This window comes from Nitrosococcus halophilus Nc 4 (assembly GCF_000024725.1).
GTDB classification, from domain to species: Bacteria; Pseudomonadota; Gammaproteobacteria; order Nitrosococcales; family Nitrosococcaceae; genus Nitrosococcus; species Nitrosococcus halophilus.
On sequence record NC_013960.1, the window covers coordinates 12,355 to 32,213 of the forward strand.

Annotated in this window: 16 protein-coding genes; 4 read left to right on the top strand and 12 right to left on the bottom strand. The window is 50.5% G+C overall.

The features are described 5' to 3' along the window. Positions 1 to 258 precede the first annotated feature (258 nt). Positions 259 to 1,926: a multicopper oxidase domain-containing protein gene (locus tag NHAL_RS00050; protein WP_041355226.1), complete on the top strand. Its 1,668-nt coding sequence runs from the start codon at positions 259 to 261 to the stop codon at positions 1,924 to 1,926. 125 nt (positions 1,927 to 2,051) lie between these two features. Here the strand turns inward: NHAL_RS00050 and NHAL_RS00055 are convergent, their stop codons facing one another. The 12 genes from NHAL_RS00055 to gpmI form a co-directional block, all read right to left on the bottom strand. Beyond that, positions 2,052 to 3,059: a class 1 fructose-bisphosphatase gene (locus tag NHAL_RS00055; RefSeq protein WP_013031129.1), complete on the bottom strand. Its 1,008-nt coding sequence runs from the start codon at positions 3,057 to 3,059 to the stop codon at positions 2,052 to 2,054. 359 nt (positions 3,060 to 3,418) lie between these two features. After that, positions 3,419 to 4,243 carry a formylmethanofuran dehydrogenase subunit C gene (locus NHAL_RS00060; protein ID WP_013031130.1) on the bottom strand — a complete coding sequence of 275 codons (825 nt, stop codon included), beginning with the start codon at positions 4,241 to 4,243 and terminating at the stop codon, positions 3,419 to 3,421. A 91-nt stretch (positions 4,244 to 4,334) separates the two neighbouring features. Continuing rightward, entirely contained in the window at positions 4,335 to 5,231 is an 897-nt protein-coding gene (gene fhcD / locus NHAL_RS00065) for a formylmethanofuran--tetrahydromethanopterin N-formyltransferase (protein ID WP_013031131.1), read from the bottom strand. Then, entirely contained in the window at positions 5,228 to 6,895 is a 1,668-nt protein-coding gene (locus NHAL_RS00070; protein ID WP_013031132.1) for a formylmethanofuran dehydrogenase subunit A, read from the bottom strand. Before NHAL_RS00070 ends, fhcD begins: the two co-directional genes overlap by 4 nt. Before the next feature lie 34 nt (positions 6,896 to 6,929). After that, positions 6,930 to 8,207: a formylmethanofuran dehydrogenase subunit B gene (locus tag NHAL_RS00075; protein WP_013031133.1), complete on the bottom strand. Its 1,278-nt coding sequence runs from the start codon at positions 8,205 to 8,207 to the stop codon at positions 6,930 to 6,932. An 8-nt stretch (positions 8,208 to 8,215) separates the two neighbouring features. Further along, positions 8,216 to 8,593 carry a 4a-hydroxytetrahydrobiopterin dehydratase gene (locus NHAL_RS00080; RefSeq protein ID WP_013031134.1) on the bottom strand — a complete coding sequence of 126 codons (378 nt, stop codon included), beginning with the start codon at positions 8,591 to 8,593 and terminating at the stop codon, positions 8,216 to 8,218. Between the two features lie 64 nt (positions 8,594 to 8,657). Beyond that, positions 8,658 to 9,269 carry an SPOR domain-containing protein gene (locus NHAL_RS00085; RefSeq protein WP_013031135.1) on the bottom strand — a complete coding sequence of 204 codons (612 nt, stop codon included), beginning with the start codon at positions 9,267 to 9,269 and terminating at the stop codon, positions 8,658 to 8,660. A 3-nt stretch (positions 9,270 to 9,272) separates the two neighbouring features. Next, positions 9,273 to 11,030, bottom strand: coding sequence for an arginine--tRNA ligase (argS, locus tag NHAL_RS00090; RefSeq protein WP_013031136.1), 1,758 nt, complete (start codon positions 11,028 to 11,030; stop codon positions 9,273 to 9,275). A gap of 104 nt (positions 11,031 to 11,134) precedes the next feature. Further along, positions 11,135 to 13,348 carry a primosomal protein N' gene (locus tag NHAL_RS00095; protein WP_013031137.1) on the bottom strand — a complete coding sequence of 738 codons (2,214 nt, stop codon included), beginning with the start codon at positions 13,346 to 13,348 and terminating at the stop codon, positions 11,135 to 11,137. 95 nt (positions 13,349 to 13,443) lie between these two features. After that, positions 13,444 to 14,004, bottom strand: coding sequence for a DJ-1 family glyoxalase III (locus NHAL_RS00100; RefSeq protein ID WP_013031138.1), 561 nt, complete (start codon positions 14,002 to 14,004; stop codon positions 13,444 to 13,446). A 122-nt stretch (positions 14,005 to 14,126) separates the two neighbouring features. Then, the gene (locus NHAL_RS00105; RefSeq protein ID WP_013031139.1) at positions 14,127 to 15,440 is read right to left on the bottom strand and encodes a S41 family peptidase; all 1,314 of its coding nucleotides are present in this window, start codon (positions 15,438 to 15,440) and stop codon (positions 14,127 to 14,129) included. Positions 15,441 to 15,960: 520 nt separating this feature from the next. Next, the gene (gpmI, locus tag NHAL_RS00110) at positions 15,961 to 17,514 is read right to left on the bottom strand and encodes a 2,3-bisphosphoglycerate-independent phosphoglycerate mutase (protein WP_013031140.1); all 1,554 of its coding nucleotides are present in this window, start codon (positions 17,512 to 17,514) and stop codon (positions 15,961 to 15,963) included. A 788-nt stretch (positions 17,515 to 18,302) separates the two neighbouring features. Between gpmI and NHAL_RS00115 the strand changes: the two genes are divergently transcribed. From NHAL_RS00115 to secB, 3 genes are read left to right on the top strand one after another with little or no spacing between them, the layout of a single operon-like run. Continuing rightward, positions 18,303 to 19,034: a rhodanese-like domain-containing protein gene (locus tag NHAL_RS00115; protein WP_013031141.1), complete on the top strand. Its 732-nt coding sequence runs from the start codon at positions 18,303 to 18,305 to the stop codon at positions 19,032 to 19,034. Between the two features lie 3 nt (positions 19,035 to 19,037). Next, positions 19,038 to 19,295 carry a glutaredoxin 3 gene (gene grxC / locus NHAL_RS00120; RefSeq protein WP_013031142.1) on the top strand — a complete coding sequence of 86 codons (258 nt, stop codon included), beginning with the start codon at positions 19,038 to 19,040 and terminating at the stop codon, positions 19,293 to 19,295. 60 nt (positions 19,296 to 19,355) lie between these two features. Further along, positions 19,356 to 19,859 carry a protein-export chaperone SecB gene (gene secB / locus NHAL_RS00125; RefSeq protein ID WP_013031143.1) on the top strand — a complete coding sequence of 168 codons (504 nt, stop codon included), beginning with the start codon at positions 19,356 to 19,358 and terminating at the stop codon, positions 19,857 to 19,859.

Sequence of the window (19,859 nt, forward strand, 5' to 3'; positions counted from 1 at the left end):
TTCAGGTCATAGTCCCTGGGTGCTTTTCTTGCATTCAAGTTTCGGTGATCGGGCTTATCAAGCAATCACAATGAAGTTTGGTGCCGTAAGTGGGCAATGTTCTTTGTTCTTGTAGGATAAAACCTTAACCTGGCTTGAGTAGGTCTACTCAGAATCACCCACCGTCAGGAAACCAGCTCTCTCCTGGGGGAGCCTGAAAACTGTGATAATCCATGAGGTTCGATGAGCTGGCCGAATCTTTATGAGGTTAAATCAAAGATGGTTCCACGCCGTTTTCTGGTGGTATTTTTTTTGGTCGTTATCCTATTTGGGGCGGGGTTGCTTGCCTTTCCCATTGGAAAAAACGCTTACCAACCTCCGCCTCCCACCGCCAAATTTGATCTGTCAAAATTGGAAACAGAACCTGTGTGCCCGGAGGTGGATCCCCTATGGCGGAAATCCCAGGTTATTGATGGTGTTTTGATAGAGGAGTCTCCCCTTTGTCATCCAGATAATCCCGCCTTAGTGGCCGCTTTTGTGAAAGGCACTAACAATATTTCCCATGATACCTTGATGGAATCAGGGTTGGCGATGGATGCCGTTACCAAGGGGGAAGACTTGGATGGGGACGGTGACCCGGATGTTATTGAGATCCGACTTGAAGTGGCTGAATTAAACGGGCGTTCCCCCGACTATGCTGAGCCTATTCCCGGTTATTTCATTGCTCCAGGTATTCAGCCCGGCTTTTGGGCCTTTGTCCCTAAAACCCATGGCATGTCTACTGAAAACTTCGAAAGCCTGAAGGCTAACCCATTACTGCGGTTGCCTTCCCCTACCATCCGGGTCGAAGCAGGGGATAGGATAAGAATAATTCTGGAAAATACCCATTATCTGCCTCACACGATCCATTTTCATGGGGTCGATCATCCTTACATGAATGGGATGGGCAAAGGTAATGATGGGGTGCCAGAGACGAGCCACCGACCGGTGATGCCTGGAGAAAGTTTTATTTATGAAATGAAGCCAAGGCAGACGGGTACCATGCTCTATCATTGCCATGAACAAGCGCCTGTCCATGTCATGCTAGGGTTGATGGGGATGTTCGTTGTGGAAGAGAATCGCCCTAATAACTGGGTCCAAACCTTAAATGTGGGAGCAGGACAGGTGCGTCATCCTTCCGTGGCTGTTAAAGAAAATTACGATCGGGAATATGATCTGATTTACCAAGAGGTGGACCAGGATCTTAATAATTTGATTAGAACAGCAAATGATCCCCGCTTGATCGCCAAGGCCACCACCCGCGGCTATGATATGACTGAGGGTACCCCTGATTACTTTTTGCTCAATGGACAATCATTTCCCTATACGTTGCGAGAATCACTTATCGTTGTCAATGCCAATGAACGTGTCAAATTGCGTTTGGCCAATGGGGGAGACGATAAGTACATCGCTATCCATAGCCATGGACACAGGATGAGAATCACCCATTATGACGGGATAGAGCATAACCCGGAGGCTCAGGTTACGCGGGATGTGGCTGATCTCAGTCCAGCCCAGCGCTTGGATTTAGTCCTCACTACCATTGATGATGGTTTGCATAGCTTCGGCGAAGGGGTATGGATGTTTCACGACCACCAAGAGAAGGCGCTGACTTCTGACGGGATGTATCCAGGGGGAGGAATTACCTTGATTGTTTATCGCTCCTACCTTGGTGAAAATTATATGCCGCTACTCCACGGTGTCGATATCAAGCCATTTTTCTCTAAAGCATTCTATGAAAGAAAAGTACCGGCTTGGAGTAGCTATGACGAAGCAGGCATGTTAGGTGATCCTGAACTGGTAACTGGCTTCGTTAGTATCCGCTCTCTATCATTAACTTTCCTTGCGGGATTGCTGTTAGGAGGCATTGTGATTGTAATGGGCGCACTCAAAAGACGTGCTTCGTAAGTCATACGGTCTGGCCACGCTGACCCTAAGTGCCTTAGTGCTCATTTAAAGGAAACTGGTCCCCATGGAAATATCTCCCATGGGGACCAATTTATTCAATAAAAATTTTCTTCTATGGAGAGAAGCTAGGCTTCTTGGTGGTAAGCCACTACCCGTTCCACTTCGTTTTTAGAGCCGAGGATGACAGGTACTCGTTGGTGAATACCTTCGGGATCTACTTCTAAAATGCGCTGTTGGCTGGTGGAGCTGGCACCGCCGGCTTGTTCCACGATGAAACTCATGGGGTTGGCTTCATACATTAAACGCAATCGGCCAGGTTTACTCGGGTCCCGGCTATCCCAGGGGTACATAAAAATCCCGCCGCGGGTCAGAATCCGGTAGACTTCCGCCACCATGGAGGCAACCCAGCGCATGTTGAAATTCTTGCCTCGGGGACCTTCCTTCCCTTGTATGCATTCCTCAATATACCGTTGTACCGGTGCTTCCCAGAAACGTTGATTAGACATATTGATGGCGAATTCCCCAGTGTCCTCCGGAATGGTCATATTTGGATGGGTGAGGATAAATTCGCCAATGTCCTGGTCTAGGGTGAAACCATTGACGCCATGGCCGGTCGTTAACACCATCATGGTAGTAGGACCGTAGATGCAAAATCCAGCGCACACTTGCTGGGTACCCGGTTGTAGGAAATCTTTCTCGGTGGGTTCAGGCACACCATCCGGGCAGCGTAGAATGGAGAAGATGGTGCCTACCGAGATGTTGACATCAATGTTGGAAGAGCCATCCAAAGGATCAAAAAGCAGAAGGTATTTACCCTTAGGATATTGGCTAGGAATGGAAATGATACCTTCAACTTCTTCTGAGGCCATGGCGGCTAGATGCCCGGTCCATTCCAGAGACTTCACCATGACTTCATTGCTGATCACGTCGAGTTTTTTCTGGCCTTCGCCTTGAACATTTTCGGTCCCCGCAGCCCCTAGTATATCGATGAGACCACCACGGTTAACTAAGTGGGAGATAGTTTTACAGGCAGTCACGATATCGTTAAGCAGCCCGGTAAAATCGCCTGTAGCGTTGGGGATACTGCGTTGTTCCTCGATAATGAACTGAGTTAAAAAGGTACCACTATGCATAAATTAATCATCCTCATTGCGTGTTTAATGAAAAACAAAAACTTAATGGAAAATGGATGGAGAAAGGGCTGTATACCCTGAGCTAAATCGTCAGAATCCAAATAACAATGGGTAATATTTAACTTAAAAGTTGAGTTAAAACCGACATGGGGGATGCATCCCTGCTCAATCGAATGTTATACCCAAGGATATTGGTATTCTGCCCAAATGCTGTCCCTCGTCCTTGACTCAGCCGTGGGGGTAGACTGCCTTTGGGGCCAGAGGGGGAGGGTTATCATGTCCATTTGGGGTACAAAAAAGGCGCTATTATACCAATAACAGGAAATAAAATTTCCATATGGGCGTGAAAGAGTATATTTTTAAGCAGTTTCTTGGATCTGGATCAAAATCTCACCATGGCCCAAGGTGGCCATATCGCCGCAAAAACGATGGACCCGGCCCGTTTTAGTGAGGGTGGTAAAGCGGGTTTCTAGATTCTGGTAAGATTTCAGCATAAGGGGTAAAAACCCCAACGTGTGACGGCCACAGTCATTAAACGTCGCGCTCAGCTTAGCGGGAGCTTGCCAAAGCAAAAGAGTTCCTCGCTTCATGCCATATCCTGGATAATTTCCAGTTTTACCCAGCACTGCAATCGTGCCCGCTAACATGCGTGAGCCTAAGTAATCACCTGCGTTTCCTTCGATAAGTAAAGTTCCTCGACGCATGTGATCTCCAGCACGGGCACCCACATTTCCACTGACAATCACCGTTCCCCCGGCCATGCCGATTTTGTTACCGGGGCGGGCGGCCCCTAGGAAATCACCACTATTACCCTCGATTCGGAGTAATCCCCCCCCCATTTCACAGCCCGCAAAAGCACCGCTATTGCCGCGGACATTAATTTGACCGGCATTCATGCCCATGCCTGCATAGGCACCGCAAGGACCCTGGACTTCGATTTGGCCGCCAGAAAGATTTTTACCTAGGTAATCTAGCAGGGCGGTTTCTCCAGTGAAAACCAGGTGCTTGGTATTGTCCCCAGAAATCTCAAAGAGTTCATCTACCCGCAGGCGGCGATTACCTGTCACCAGGGCAATAGAACCTATTTCAGCCTTAGAGAGGCCCGCTAAATTTTCTGGAGTGAGCGGGGAGACATCCACCCCCTGGGGAGGAGCAGTTTTTAAGGTCAGAGTCAGCGTATTCATGGGAGGTTTCCAGAAGCCATCATCCTATGGGGTTATCGGCAAGAGGAAATACTCATTCTGTAATTTGGTCATTCTGCTGCTAAGCCATTCGTCATGCCATGATTTCTTGGAGGTGAAAATGAAAGGGGCCGAGTTTACCGCCGTAGTTACCTGCGCTGATGCGAGAGATCCCATTTTGGGCTCCGAGACTACAGGCGGCGGAGATTCCAGCGCGCATGGCTTTTTGGATGTCTTCTTCAGAAAGACCATCAATGACGATTTCCATCACGGATTCAATTTCGGCCGAAAGCTCGGTTCGGGTCTGTCCTTTAAGGGTGGGGCAAAAAGCTTCGTTGGTGGAGGCATTCAGCCCCTTGTACTTAGAACCTACTTTTGAGCCTGAGCGAACGACACCACCGGGAAAGGGCATAATCACATTGGGAATTTTTTCCATGGCTGCAATAGCTGCCTCGCAGGCAGCGAGGGCTTGGGGTTGGGATTGGGCAAGAACGAGAAAGTTGCCACCTCCTATGGCGGGGATCATGCCCACAGTTTCTTCAGTGAGAAATTCACCGTCCATGACAGGAACTCGCCAATAGCGGCGGCCATTAATTAATTTTGATATTTGAAAGCCGTCACCAAAAAAGCGGAGATTTTTTCCCAGGGGAAGGGCTTCACCCTCATGGATTCCGGCAAATAAGGCGGAAGTGGGTGAAGTGAGCACGCATTGACCGGCCCGGGTTTCAAGCTGCTTGGCTAATCCTTTGCCCCCCATAGCAAATACCAAAACGGCAACCCCCGGTCGTCCGTCCGGCGTTTCAGAAGGGTCTAATTCCCGTTCAATGCCTGCTTCACAACCGCAGGCGATCACCGAAGTCGCAAACCCGGTCATGGCTTGAGCCGAATGATGGGCCCACTTGAGATTTTGAGCGGTAATAATGACCCGGGTGGCTTTCATGGGGAAAGCTTCAGCAAAAGAGGGGTCAATCTTGACGCCGTTGATGATCATCGGAATGCTCCCCCATGACAGGGATGCACCTGAATACGGCCCCGTCCAGGGTGAACAATTTCTTCATCGTCTATTTTAAAATTGCTAAGCTTTATGGAAAGATAACGATCAAAGTAGCTAGCAAGCTCCTTTTCTATGTTGTTATCGAATTCCGGCCGGACCACGTGGGTGGTGCCCCAGGTCACCTTGACGACCTCCCCATTTTTAACCACCAGCTCTCCGTCCTTAAAAACATAGTCGGGTTTAGAGAACATTTTTTCTTTGTCTTCATGTTCCGTATAGACGGTGATATCGGCTGCTGCCCCGACACCCAGATGCCCCCGGTCTGAAAGGCCGAGTAGCTTAGCGGCTCCGGCCCGGGTGATGACGGCGATTTCATAGAGGGAGTACTCCCGGTCAATAGCGCCTAGAGTGCTTGCCTGGGCAGAATCCGGGTGGATAGTGGCTAGCATGTCATTACGGAAGCTGCGGTCCATCAACAATCGGATGAGGTGGGGATAAGTGACAAAGGGCGCGCCATTGGGATGATCGGTGGTGAGGAATACCCGCCAAGGGTCATCCACTAAAAGAAAGATCTCTAGGCCAATGGCCCACTGTAGGGCATTGACGAAGCTCTTATCTCGGTATTTAAAAGGGACAATGCCGCAGCCCGCATCGCATTCAATATCCATGCAGACCCACTTCTTGGGGTGGGCATGGCGGTGCCCAGCGTACTGGCGCATGTTATCACCTGAAGCCGTGACGGTTTGTCCAAAGAGGATCTGACCGACGTCAATAGTAATGTTGGGGTGCTCCTTCACCGCCTCCGCGATTTGGGCTGCCCCGGAGGAAAATTTGCGGTCACCTTCAGTTCCATAGCTATGGAACTGCACATGGGTAAGATGCATGGGAAGACCCTCAATTCCCTGGATGGTGTTTAGGGTGGTCTCTATGTTACCCGGCACACCCAGATTACAGCCATGGACATGAAGGGGATGGGGAACGCCTAACTCATGCACCGCTCGGGCAAGATGAAGCAGGACTTGGCGCGGCGTAGCGCCGTAGTGGGGACCTGGCTCGTCGAGATCCAGCTTGCGTTGATTGAATTTGAAGGCGCTGATGCCGCCGGGATTGACCACCTTAATCCCTAGACATTGGCTTGCTTTCAAGGTCCAGGCCACATAGTCGTTAAAGGCTTTCTGGTCCTTGTTCGCTGCCAACATCCGCAGCACATAGTCGTCACTGCCCAATAAGACATAACCGCCTTTATCCACGATGGGAATATCCCCCATCTCCATATGGGCCTGGCGGGCATTCGTAGGCAATACTGCGGGTTCGAAGGCTGCCGTATAGCCCATTTCTGCATACCGGTAACCAGTGGTAAAGGTGCTGGGAACGGCATGTCCGCATCCAGCCCGTAATAAATCAGTACGGGCTAGCGGATCGGCACGGTGGTCTTCCGGTAGCAGGGTGCGGGCGATATTGATTTTGCCCCCACCGATATGGGTATGCATATCAATAGCCCCGGCCATAACGATTTTATTGCTCAAATTATAGTTTTGGTCGATAGGGAGATCACCGGGGGAGTCGACAATGCGGCCATCGCGTACATAAATATCACGAACTTCGCCATTGATTCCATGCATAGGATCATAGACGGTGCCGCCAGTGAGTTTGATGAGCATGGTAGGCCTTCCTCCCGTCAGGCAGGCGATGAAATTAACGATTGTATTGGAGCATGGCGTTAACAATCTCGGCAGTACTGGGAAGCCCTGATTGCCGCAATTGACGCAGGGGTACGGCGACAACATTGTCACTGCGGTAGGTATGTCCCGGATGGTCAATCCCCGGCGTGCCTATGGGGATAAAGACTTCTGGCGCCTGGTTAAAATCCATGCCAGCTCGCCCCAATACTACCGTAGGAATAGAAGTCGCCGGCGGAGTTCGGCCTTGGTCGAAGGCCGAGATCCACACCAAGGCATCCGCTGCTCCTGATTCGAGTAGGCGTTCAGAGCTGCAGTGATAGGGGTCATAATCAGGGTAACCTCGGGCAAAGCTGGTACGTACAGGATAACCCGTCTGCCAGGTGCAGACTTGGTTAGCGGTGATCTGACCGTTCTGCCCGCCCAGGGGAAGTCCCGAGCAGCGGGTCGTTTTATTTAGGGCCATGATTAACTCACAGAGCATTTGGATAGTGAGTTCGGCATGAGGGAAAGTCCATTGTCCTGCAGCCCAGGTCACCACGCCATACTGGGCTTGCTTTAATCGATCCGCTAAAGCGGCTAATTCCTCCATGGCAATTCCAGCTACCGCCTCGGCTTGGAGGAGATGGCCAGCTACTTGGGCCCGTAGCGCGGCCACTACTTCTGGAAGTTCCTCCTGTTTACAGTGGATGACTAGAGGGGCACGACCATCAGGCCCGTAGGCCGCCTGCCCACTGGGAGATTTGCCTAAATAGATAATTTCCCGCTGGGCAGTGTCTTGGTTAAAGAGAGTTTCCGGGTTCCAGATATAGCGTTCGAAAAAGCGGGGAAAGTGGGTTTCAATATCGCTGCCCACCACCAGCAAGAGATCGACCCGATTTTTCACTTCACTGAGGGTTGTGGTTATCCAACCGCTGTCTTGAAGGGCCAAAATGTTGCGCAGGGCCGCTTCGGAATCCATATGATCGACCACTGCCCCGTAGCGATCGGCGAGCGCTAATGCGGCCCGAATCCCTTCCACATCAGTGGCAAGCCCAGATATCAGGGGTAGTTTCGCTTGGCTGAGAATTTCAACGGCGCGTGCGATCGCCGTTTCTAGGCGGGTTGCTTTACCTTGAATTTGAGGGGTGCTCTCGCCTATTTTCTGTTCAAAAGCGGGTTGGGTCACCGGGCAGCCGTTCTCTAGAACGGTGAGCCGATTGCCTTCTACCTTCACCTTAAGGTCATCGGCAGCAATACCACAAAATGGGCTGGGGACCTCATCCCAGACTCCAGGCTGGATCTGGCGGGTCATGATCTTCCTCAGTCGTATTTAATATACTTAAAGCGAGGGTCATCTGGGGTCCCTTCTAGGGGCCCTTCCTCTTTCCCCGGTTGCCATTGAATGACCTCTTCGATTTTCTTGGCTAGGGTAAAGTCTTTGTCGGTAACGCCTTTGGCATGGTGATTGACCAGCCTAACTTCCACCCAAGCGTAAGAGGCAGTCAGGTCGGGGTGATGCCAAGCCGCTTCTGCCAAATGGCCCACAGCATTAATGACCATCAGGGTTCCCTTCCAGCTGTTGGTTCGGTATTTCCTGCGGATCCAACCTTTTTCGTAATACCAATGGGGCAGTTCTTTTTTGAGCCGCTCCTCAATCTCCTCTTCGGTGTAAGTCCTTTCTTTTACTTGCTCAGTCATGGTGACCTCCCTTGAATTCGTTCTCCTCTAGGCTGATAGCATAGCCTATAGCAAGAGAAATTGACTAAGACTTTACTTTAAACATCTGGCATTCAATTTGATTCTTGCGCAATTGCTGGCGGATCCGCTGGAGATTAGGGAGATTGCTGCTAGGGCCAATGCGGACTCGGTGCCAAGTTTTGCTGTTACCGATGGTCACGGTTTGAATGGTGGCCTCTACTCCCATCAGCGCCAAATCAGCCTTGCGTTTGTCGGCTTGGGCATAACTGCGGAATGAACCTGCTTGCAGGACATAAACTTGCGAGGGTACCGATTTGGAGGGTGATGGCTTAGGCGTGGGCTTGGGGGAGGGTTCGGGGGGCGCCTTGGGTTGAGGTTTTGGCTGTTGTTGAGAGGATAACGGTTTAGGTTCTGGTACCGCCACCTCCATTTTGGGCAGTAGGGTATAAAATTCAAACCGGGGTGTTGTGGACTGCTCCGTACTGGCTTTTTGGGCTTCGATGGCATTTTCGACTGGGGGAGTATTATCAGCGCTCTTCCCTATCCAGGGAAGCCAGTTCTGGAGGGAAGGCAAAAACATTACCAAGGCGCCAACCAGCAATCCAGCAATAAGCCAGGACCAGGGTTTAGATGTTTGACCAGAGGAGGTGCGTCGTCTGCGTTTATTAGGGGGCATGGGTTACATGGCCTCCGGTGCCGAGACACCCAATAATGTCAGACCATTTTTTATGACCTGTTGGGTTGCCGCAATCAAGGTTAATCGAGCATCCCGTAGTTCAGGGGTATCCACAAGAAAGGTATGGGCATTGTAATAAGTATGAAAATCTCTCGCTAAATCCATAAGGTAATAGGCCAATAGGTGGGGCGCACTTTGGGTGGCAGCATCTTCAACCACCTCTGAATAACAGGAGAGGCGGTCCAGTAACGCTACCTCATGGGACTCATTAAGCTTCTGTAATTGTTTCCTGCCTTGTTTTGGATCCCAGGCAAGCCCCCGTTCTTCAAGTTGGCGGAAAACGCTGGAAATACGGGCATGGGCGTACTGCACATAATAGACGGGGTTTTCGTTGCTTTGGGACTTAGCCAGCTCCAGATCAAAATCCATATGTTGTTCAGCGCTGCGCATGACATAAAAGAACCGGGCTGCGTCCTTCCCCACCTCTTGGCGCAATTCTCGCAAAGTGACGAACTCACCACTGCGGGTGGACATTTGTACTTTTTCCTTGCCGCGGTAAAGAATGGCAAATTGGACCAGTCGGATCTCCAGTTGCTGGGGATCAGCACCTAGGGCCTGGAGGGATGATTTAACCCGTTGCACGTAGCCATGGTGATCGGCGCCCCAGACGTCGATTATTTTAGGGTAACCCCGTTCCAGTTTATTCAAGTGGTACGCAATGTCCGAGGCAAAATAAGTAGGTTGACCATTTTCCCGGATGACGACCCGATCTTTTTCGTCGCCGAAATCAGTGGAACGAAACCACCAGGCGCCTTCTTTCTGATAAAGATGGCTCGAAGTCTTGAGCTGTTCTACCGCCTGCTCTACCGCACCGGTTTCCATGAGATGGCGTTCGGAAAACCATTCGTCATAGGTGACCCCAAATTCAGCCAGATCCTCACGGATGTCCGCCAAAATCGAATTAAGCCCCTGATCAAAAACTTGCCGATAACCCCTTTCTCCCAACAGGTCTTTGCACTTTTGAATAAGCGCGTCGATGTACTGTTCTTTGTCTCCCGTAGGGGCATCCGGCGGTAATCCGTCTAGGATCTCTTGCCCAGGACGATGGAAAATATCGTCCTTTTCAGTCTTAAGAACCTGAGCAATATCCCGAACATAACTGCCCCGATAGCCATTGGCAGGAAAGGGGAGAGTCTCGCCACACAGTTCTAAGTATCGTAACCAGACGCTGGCGGCAAGAATATCCATTTGGCGTCCAGCATCGTTCACATAGTATTCCCGGTGAATCTTGTAGCCCACAGTGGTGAGTAAGCGAGCGAGGGCGTCGCCATAAGCTGCTCCCCGACCATGGCCCACATGGAGAGGTCCAGTAGGGTTGGCAGAGACAAACTCTAAGTGGACTGGCTTATTTTGCCCTAGATTGCTGCAGCCAAAGTCTTCCCTTTGGTCTAGCACCAGGGAAACCACAGCCTGAAAGGCAGGTAAAGCCAGGGTGAAATTGATAAAACCTGGGCCCGCTATCTCGACTTTTTCCACCCAAGGGTGTTCCGGCAAGCGGCTCACGATAAGTCCGGCTAGATCGCGCGGTTTTTGCCGCGCTTCCTTGGCCAACATCATGGTGATATTACTGGCAAAATCCCCATGACGTTTGTCCCGAGTCCGTTTGACTTGGATGTTATGGGTATCCCAATGGGGCAGCATTCCTTCTTGTTGCAAAGAGGAAAGGGCAGTAACGATAAGTTTCCGAAGTTGTTCTTTCAAGAGAGGGTCTTCTTTAGTGATTGTCTTTTGAAAATGAAAAACAGAAGATTCTAACCTGGCCGTTGCCGAACGAGAAGGGCTCGTGTGATTGCTTTTGGGGAGGTTTACATGAGATCGACCGGGTCCACATCTAAGGACCACTGTACCTTCCGGGCTGCTTTGAGATGCTCTAGTTCAGGTACCCAGGCAGCCAATAATCGTTGCAAATGGGTGCGAGAATTTCCTTGGAGTAGAAGTTGAGCGCGGTAACGGCCAGCTCGGCGCTCCATGGGAGCGGGTACCGGTCCGAGTAAGGTTATCCCCTGGGAATTAAACTCTGTGGCCAGTTTCCGCGCTGCTTCGAGAAATATCATTGGAGCGGCAGGGGACACGGCTCTTGCGCGAAGTAGGACCAGGTAACCCAGGGGAGGAAATCCGATTTGGCGGCGCTCTTCCAGAAGTATCTCGGCGACGTGTCGATAGCCATGGTCGACTAGCGCCGTCAGCAAAGGATGCCCAGGGTGATGAGTCTGGATCAACACTTCGCCGGGCTTATTGCCCCGACCGGCCCGTCCCATCACTTGAAGGATGAGCTGAGCCATGTGCTCTCCAGCACGAAAGTCGCTGCCAAATAGACCCTGGTCAGCATCGAGGATTCCCACCAGCGTGATATTGGGGTAGTGGTGGCCCTTGGCCAACATCTGGGTGCCAATCAAGAGGCGATATTTTCCACTATGAACACCCTCGAGCATCTCATTCAAGGTCCCTACCCGACGGGTGGTATCCCTATCAATACGTGCAATCTCAACCTCCGGAAAAAAAGTTTTAAGCCCAGTTTCCACCTGTTCTGTGCCTAACCCCCGTGGGCGCAAGAGCGGATTTTCACACTGAGGGCAGCTGGTGGGCAAAGGATATTCAGCTCCGCAGTGGTGGCAAAGCAGTCGGTCGGTGCGCTGATGGACGGTCATATAAGCGTCGCAGCGGCGACAAGGTACAACAAAGCCGCATTCGTGGCAGATTAGAGTCGGCGCGAAGCCCCGTCGGTTAAGAAACAGTAATGCCTGATTTCCTTGTCCCAAATGATGCTTCAAGGCCGCCAGCATAGACGGAGAGATTCCAGCCTCCAGCGGGCGGGAGCGGACATCAATCAATTGAATCCGTGGCGTTTGCGCTGGGCCTGCCCGTTGTGACAGCCGCAGCAAGCTGTAGCGTCGTCGCTTGACATTATCAAGACTTTCCAAGGAGGGGGTCGCACTGCCTAATACAACCGGTATCTTAGCTTGGTAGGCCCGCATGATGGCTAGATCCCGGGCATGGTAGCGGAATCCTTCCTGTTGTTTAAAGGAAGGATCGTGTTCTTCATCAATAATAATTATCCCCAGATGCTGGAGAGGGGTCCATATGGCGGAGCGGGTTCCAATGACCACCGCAGCTCTGCCCTCATAAGCAGCGAGCCAAGCGGCTAAGCGCTCCCGGTCACTCAGGGCAGAATGCAAAACCGCGATGGGCGCTTGAAGCTGGCGGCGAAAGCGTTCCACGATTTGGGGCGTTAGCCCGATTTCCGGAATAAGCACCAGGGCCTGCCGGTTGTGAGTGATTATCTTTTCAATGGCCTGCAGGTAGACTTCTGTTTTGCCACTGCCAGTCACCCCTTCTAATAAGAAAGGTTGAAATTGTTGCTGTGCCGCAAGGAGGGTGGTGACGGCTGCTTTCTGATCGTCATTGAGCTGGTGTCGAAGTTGCTCCTTTAGGGGTTCTTTGTCCTTGCAGAGGAGTTCTTCTTGAGAATGCACCCAACCCTTAGCAATGAGGCTGCGAAGGCTGCTTTGGCAAGCACCCAATTGCTCCTTGATCTGGGATGAGGTTAAACCCTCTGGATAGGGGCGTAGTAGCTCTACCAGTTGTTGCTGCCGAGGAGCTCGGTTAAGGGTTGCTAACTCAGCGGCGCGGCCTTTAGGGCTCAGAAACCACCGTCGGTAGACAGGGGGGGCAGCGGGTTTCCCCTGGCGTAGGTGTTGAGGTAAAGCGCTAAAAAAGACTTCTCCGGGGGGATGATGATAATACTCAGTGGCCCACGTGAGGAGTTGGAGTAAAGAGGGGGGAATGATGGGCGTTTTGTCGAGGCAGTATTGGGCTTGCCTTAGCTTATCGGCAGTGATTGGACTTTGAGAGACGACTCGGGCGAGGATGCCCACCACTGTGCGTCTGCCAAAAGGGACCTGTAAACGGATGCCAGGTTGCAATTGTTGACGCGGAACTCCGGCTGGCGGTAGGTAATCAAAGTAACGCCGCAAGGGGGAAGGGATGGCTAGACGCAGAATAGTGGGAGGGGTCACCATTCAGGTCATGGGTAGCGTCAGCTTGCCCGATAGCATATCAAAGGAAACCGGAAAGTAGAGGAGATCTTCTAAAGAATTGGATAAGTTTTATCGGGTTAGCTTCCCACTGGACGTTGTAAGGCCTTTTCAACTTCGTCGCGAGTCTCTTTACCCACGAGGAGTTCAATCAAAGTAAGGGCAAAGTCCATTGCCGTTCCCGGCCCTTTTGAAGTGACAACGGGACCATCTACAACGACGGCTTGGTCTTCTAAGGTGGTGGTGGGTAAGTTGAGCTTGTCAAGGAAGCCGGGATAACCCGTTGCCCGTTTGCTATCAAGCAGTCCTGCTTTCGCAAGTACGGTAGGAGCGGCACAGATGGCAGCGGTGAGCTTTCCCCGTTCTACGGTATGCTTTAGCAAGGCGTGAATACGCGGGTCGGCATTGAGATTATCAGCCCCAGGCTGGCCACCTGGTAGCACTACCATATCAAATTCTTGTTGAACCACTTTATCCAGCGAGGTATCAGGAATTAAGCGGGTGCCACGGCTAGCCGTTACTACCTGCTCATCAAGGCCCGCTGTAACGACCTGGATTCCAGCACGCCGTAGTAAGTCAATGAGTGTGATAGCTTCCAGTTCTTCGCAACCTTGGGCCAAAGGGATAAGAACGTTGATCATCAGCGACCTCCTTTAAAAAGACCCTAAAGACTTCCCTGTCCTTTGATTCCAGGCTGCGGGTCTACCCTGAAAGTGCTTAATATTTCTGTGGGGACCTGCGCCGTTCCCTGTATTTATTGGTATTATTGCTCTGCTGCTAGGATGCTGAGTCCCTTAAGTAAGTTTAATGCTTCATACAAAGGATAGTCTTCCGTAGCGAGGGAATTTTTATTGTCTTCTTGGGGGTTATCTTTTGTTTCTTCCGCTTTGTTCCCATTGCTGAGGTGACGGGAAAGATCCGATTCTCTAACCGGATTAAACTCAGCGGGGTTAGAGGCTGAAACCTTTACACTTTCAAGTTCAATATCCGGGACAATCCCTTCAGCCTGGATGGAGCGTCCAGAGGGAGTGTAATAGCGAGCAGTGGTGAGTTTCAGCGCGGTGTTTTCAGTGAGCGGTAAAATAGTTTGGACCGATCCTTTACCAAAGGTGCGTGAGCCGACCACTATTGCTCGGCGATGATCCTGAAGGGCCCCAGAGACAATCTCAGAGGCGGAGGCTGAACCTCCATTTACTAAAATCACTATAGGTGAATTATCAAGGATATCACCAGAGGTGGCCCGGAATCTCTGTTTGGACTCCAGATCCCTGCCTTCCGTATAGACAATGACGCCTTTTTCTAAGAAGGCATCAGAGACCTCTACTGCGGCGCTGAGGACTCCCCCTGGGTTGTTACGTAGGTCTAGAATTAAACCTTTAAGCTTTCCGCTGTTTTCTTCTTTGAGTTTTTCAATGGCGTTCTGAACATTGGATGCCGTTTGGGTTTGGAACTGGCTGACGCGGATATACCCATAACCTTCTTCCAAGGTCCTATTTTTGACGCTTTTAACCTTGATAACGGCACGAGTGATGGTGAATTTTAGAGGTTGCTCTTCACCCTCTCGGATAATAGTCAAAATGATGTCTGTACCTGGCTTACCGCGCATTCGCTGCACGGCTTCGCTGAGGCTCATGCCCTTTACCGGCGTGTCATCAATGCGGATGATGAGATCCCCCGCCTTGATACCTGCTTTTTGGGCTGGAGTGTCATCGATAGGGGCAACTACACGGACAAAGCCATCTTCCATGCCAACTTCAATACCCAGCCCTCCGAATTTACCGGAAGTTCCAATGCGGAGTTCCTTGTAAGCTTCAGGGTCTAGGTAAGCAGAGTGGGGATCCAAGCCAGCAAGCATTCCACGGATAGAATCCTCGATCAGTGTTTTGTCATCCACCAATTCGACGTAACTACGCTTAATCTGCCCAAATACCTCTGAAAAGATCCGTAGCTCTTCCAGAGGCAAGGATTTCGATTCGTTCTCCGAGCGTTCAGCCAGGACCATTTGTCCAAAAACCAGGCTTACACCCAAGACGAGACCTAAGGTCATTATCAATAAATCACGTTTTGAGAATGGCATGTATCTATCGTTCCTGCGAGAAAGCGCTTAATCCAGCCAGATCGAGGGTAGATTTCGGATGCTAAATTTATGGTGCCCCATCGTTTCGATAATCACAATTTCATCTAGCAAGGTCGCCTAGTCTCTACCCTGATAGGGTAGCTTGTTCTAGTCTTTTGACCGTTAAAATCAAGATGGTTTCATCAACCAGGATAATAGGGAGAGACAACCTTCCCTTGCTAGCGAAGCTCAATATAAACTCCTACCTGCTGGTGTTCGCTGTTATGACCAGTTTGGACTAACACCCCTCTAGTATCGACTCCATCTCCGATTTCCTTGAAAAGCGATAGGTTATGTCCATATAGACTCCTAGAGAATTGCCCTGGCATGGAAACCTCTCAATTTACTGAGAAGACGGTTTATATCACCATAACCCACTATACAATAATAGCCTATAAGTCGCCTAACTAGTCAGCGGATGCACTCTAGCTCTGTCCTGTTGGGATGAGAGGGTGCAAGGTCACGGTCTCATAGCAGGATCTCATGTTGACCGTAGCTCGATCAAGCGGTGCTCGCTCATCTCGGGTGGCGGTTCAATGCCCATTAGGTAAAGCATGGTGGGGGACACATCTGCGAGGCTGCCATTGGCGCTGACAATCGCGGAGCGCTTGCTGGCAAAGATAAGAGGAACCCCATTGTGGGTATGAGCGGTATGGGGCTGGTCGCTCTGCGCATCATACATTTTCTCGGCGTTGCCATGATCAGCGGTAATAATTAATTCGCCGCCGGCGGATTGGAGAGCAGCCCATACCCGCCCCAAGCATTCATCAAGGGCCTCTATTGCTTTGACCGCGGCATTGAAATTCCCTGTGTGGCCGACCATGTCTGGGTTGGCGTAATTGCAGATAATGACATCGTATTTGCCGCTATCAATCGCCTCTACCAGACTGTCGGTGATCTCCACTGCGCTCATTTCGGGTTTTTGGTCATAGGTAGCGACTTGAGGCGAGGGAATAAGAATTCGATCTTCCCCCTCAAAAGGCTGTTCCCTTCCCCCGTTAAAAAAGAAGGTCACATGGGCATATTTCTCGGTTTCTGCAATCCGTAACTGGTGTAGACCTGTCTCAGCGAGTACTTGACCCAAGGTATTCTTGGGTTTTTCACTCGGGAACACCACTGGAATATCAAAATCCTTGCTGTACTCGGTGAGGCTGACAAATTGGGCTAATTTTGGCCAGTAGGTGCGTTCAAAGCCAGTGAAATTAGGCTCGATAAAAGCACGGGTAATCTGCCGAGCGCGGTCGGAGCGAAAATTCATAAAGATGATGACATCACCATCTTCTACTCGAACGGGCGGTTTGCTGGGGGAGGCTATCCGGGTAGCTCGGACAAATTCGTCAGTTTCACCCCGTTCATAGGCCATGGCCAAAGCCTGCTCAGCGTTTTCTGCCTCATATTCCGCCTGGCCGGCAGCAATCAGATCGTAGGCAGCTTGAATGCGAGGCCAGCGATGGTCACGATCCATCCCATAGTAGCGGCCAATAAGAGAGGCAAAGCGGCCATGACCAAGCTCAGTGAATTTATCCTGCATGGCTAAGATCGAGGTCTGGGCGCTTTTGGGGGCGGTGTCTCGGCCATCAAGAAAGGCGTGCAAATAGACCTGATGACAGTGGCGTTTTACGGCGAGCTCCACCATGGCATGGATATGCTCTTCGTGGCTGTGAACCCCACTGGGGGAGAGCAAACCTAGGATGTGGACGGCTTTACCTGATTGGACAGCTTTATCAACAGCCTCGGTGAGTGTGCGATTGGTAAAAAAGGACCCCGTGCGGATAGCGCGATTGACCCGCGTATATTCTTGATATACGACGCGTCCCGCACCTAAGTTAAGGTGGCCCACTTCAGAGTTACCCATTTGTTCGTTGGGTAAACCCACTTCGGCGCCGGAAGCACGGATCACTGTATGGGGGTAATGATTCCATAATGTGTCCCAGACAGGGGTGTGCGCAGCTTGAATAGCATTGGATGTTGTCTCTTCACTATAGCCCCATCCATCTAAGATGACTAAGGTCAAAGGTCTAGGAGATATCGACATAGCAGTTGTTTATTCAGTACGTCCTCAAGTTTGCTCTAGTGACGGCAAAAGGTCTTAGCGCGGCATGATGATACATGGTTTTCTAATATCCGTGTATAATGGACCGCTTTTAAAAAGTTAGTGATTTTGTCCAAACCTCAAAGATATATATTGATTTATGTCCCAGAGTGATACGGTAAGCTGATTACTAGGCCTGGGGCCGTTGATGGACATGGGCATGCTTGGTTTAGGGTCTGGAGACCTCCCTCCCCCTTTTTTTGCCAAAGGGATCTCGGTTTATCCAAGGCGAGGAGTTAGTCAGCACTCATGGAGAATGCTGCCGACCCGTTGTTTATTAACAAAAATGCTGAGCATGCTCAGCCCGTATGTTCAATGGAGCCAACGGCAAATTTCAAACAGGCTATAAGTCCTCTGCCAGCGCTTCTGTTTCTTTATTCCTGTGTTTTCAAAAAGATGCAGGATATCCAGAAATAACATTCGCACAGAACCCAGAATCGAAAAAATGTAAATTCCTTATGGTTTAATTCATTAGAATACCATAGATGGCGGCAAGCAAGATTGAGTTGATGATGCATGCAGAGTTCAGAAGTAGCCATTCAGGACAGGGGCTTTGAAATTTCATAGCGCGCTCAGGTTAAAGCAATGTCCCATCTTTGAGTCTCGAAATTGAAATAAAATGAAGGTTTTTTGCTGTCCGCGACCCTGATACGATGCGACCACAAAATCTTTTAAGGAATTTGCTGATCAGCCAACCTGAGTAGCCGATAGTACAGAAACAGGATAACAAAATGGATACCAATCGCCTTTTTGAATTTCTCACCAACCACTGGATGTTGTCACTGCTGCTCGTGGTTATTTTGCTTGCTTTGGTTATTGATCCATTGCTGCGTCGACTACGCGGGATTAAGACGGTGTCTGCGGTTGAGGCCACGCGACTGATTAATCAAGAAAACGCTCAAGTCGTTGATATTCGAGAAGAAAAAGAATTCGATAAAGAGCATGTTCTCGATTCCATAAACCTACCTTTCTCTAATTTTCTTAAGCGCTTAGATAGTCTCGACAAATTCAAAGGTCGTCCTTTGTTGGTGATATGGGGGACAGGGCAGCGAGCATTCTATGTTGCCACGCAGTTGAGCCTCCAGGGTCATAAGACCATTTATGTACTTCAGGGCGGGATCGAGACATGGAAAGAAGCGAAAATGCCCTTATTTAGCGGCAATACTAAGGCCCATAAGGCCAAAGCAAAGGTTCAGGCTCAGGCCGAAGCTCCCGCTCAGGCCGAAACTCCCGCTCAGGCTGAAACTCCCGCTCAGGCTGAAACTCCCGCTCAGGCTGAAACTCCCGCTCAGGCTGAAACTCCCGCTCAGGCTGAAACTCCCGCTCAGGCTGAAACTCCCGCTCAGGCTGAAGCTCCTGCCCAAACCAAAATGAGCGATCAGCCTAGAGCCAGTAAGAGAGCCAGGGGCGGTAAAGGAAAAAAAGCCAGGGGGAGCAAAAAGGCCAAGGCCAGGCGGAGTTGAACAGTGCCAAAAGTTGTGATGTATACCACCGCATGGTGTCCTTATTGTATTGGGGCTCGACGTTTATTAGATGATAAGGGCATTGGTTACAAAGAGATACGCGTTGACCTTGAGCCTGAACAGCGTGCCATTATGATTGATAGAAGCCGTCGCCGGACTGTGCCCCAGATATTCATCGATGATCAGTCTATTGGTGGTTTCGATGACTTAGTTCGACTCGATCGGGCAAGAGAACTTGATACGCTGTTAGGCCTTGCTTGACCATAAGCAATGGTCCTAGGAGGCTTTTTTAACGCACGAGCTTTTTACAGGATGGACCAAATGGCAGAAGAGAGTGCAAACCAACAAAGCAACGAACAAAATCAACAAACCCAGTTCGTTATCCAGAAGATCTACGTGAAAGATATATCTTTCGAAACTCCTAATTCTCCCCAGGTTTTTACTCAAGAATGGAAGCCTGAAGTCAATCTTCAGCTTAGTAATGAAAATAAACGTATCGCTGAAAATGTATATGAAGTGATATTGTCGCTGACCGTAACAGCCAAACTTGGCGACCAAACGGCCTTTCTTGCCGAGGTTCAGCAAGCAGGTATTTTCACGCTCAATGGCTATAGTGATCAGAATCTGGGACCTCTACTGAGTAGCTACTGTCCTAATATCCTGTTTCCCTTTGCCCGGGAGGTGGTCGCGGATCTAGTGACGAAAGGTGGTTTTCCGCCGTTGCTGCTGGCGCCAATCAACTTTGACGCGCTCTATGCACAACGGCTGAAGCAGCAGCAACAGCAACAACGCCAATCGGCCGAGGCGGCTGAAGTTCGGCATTGA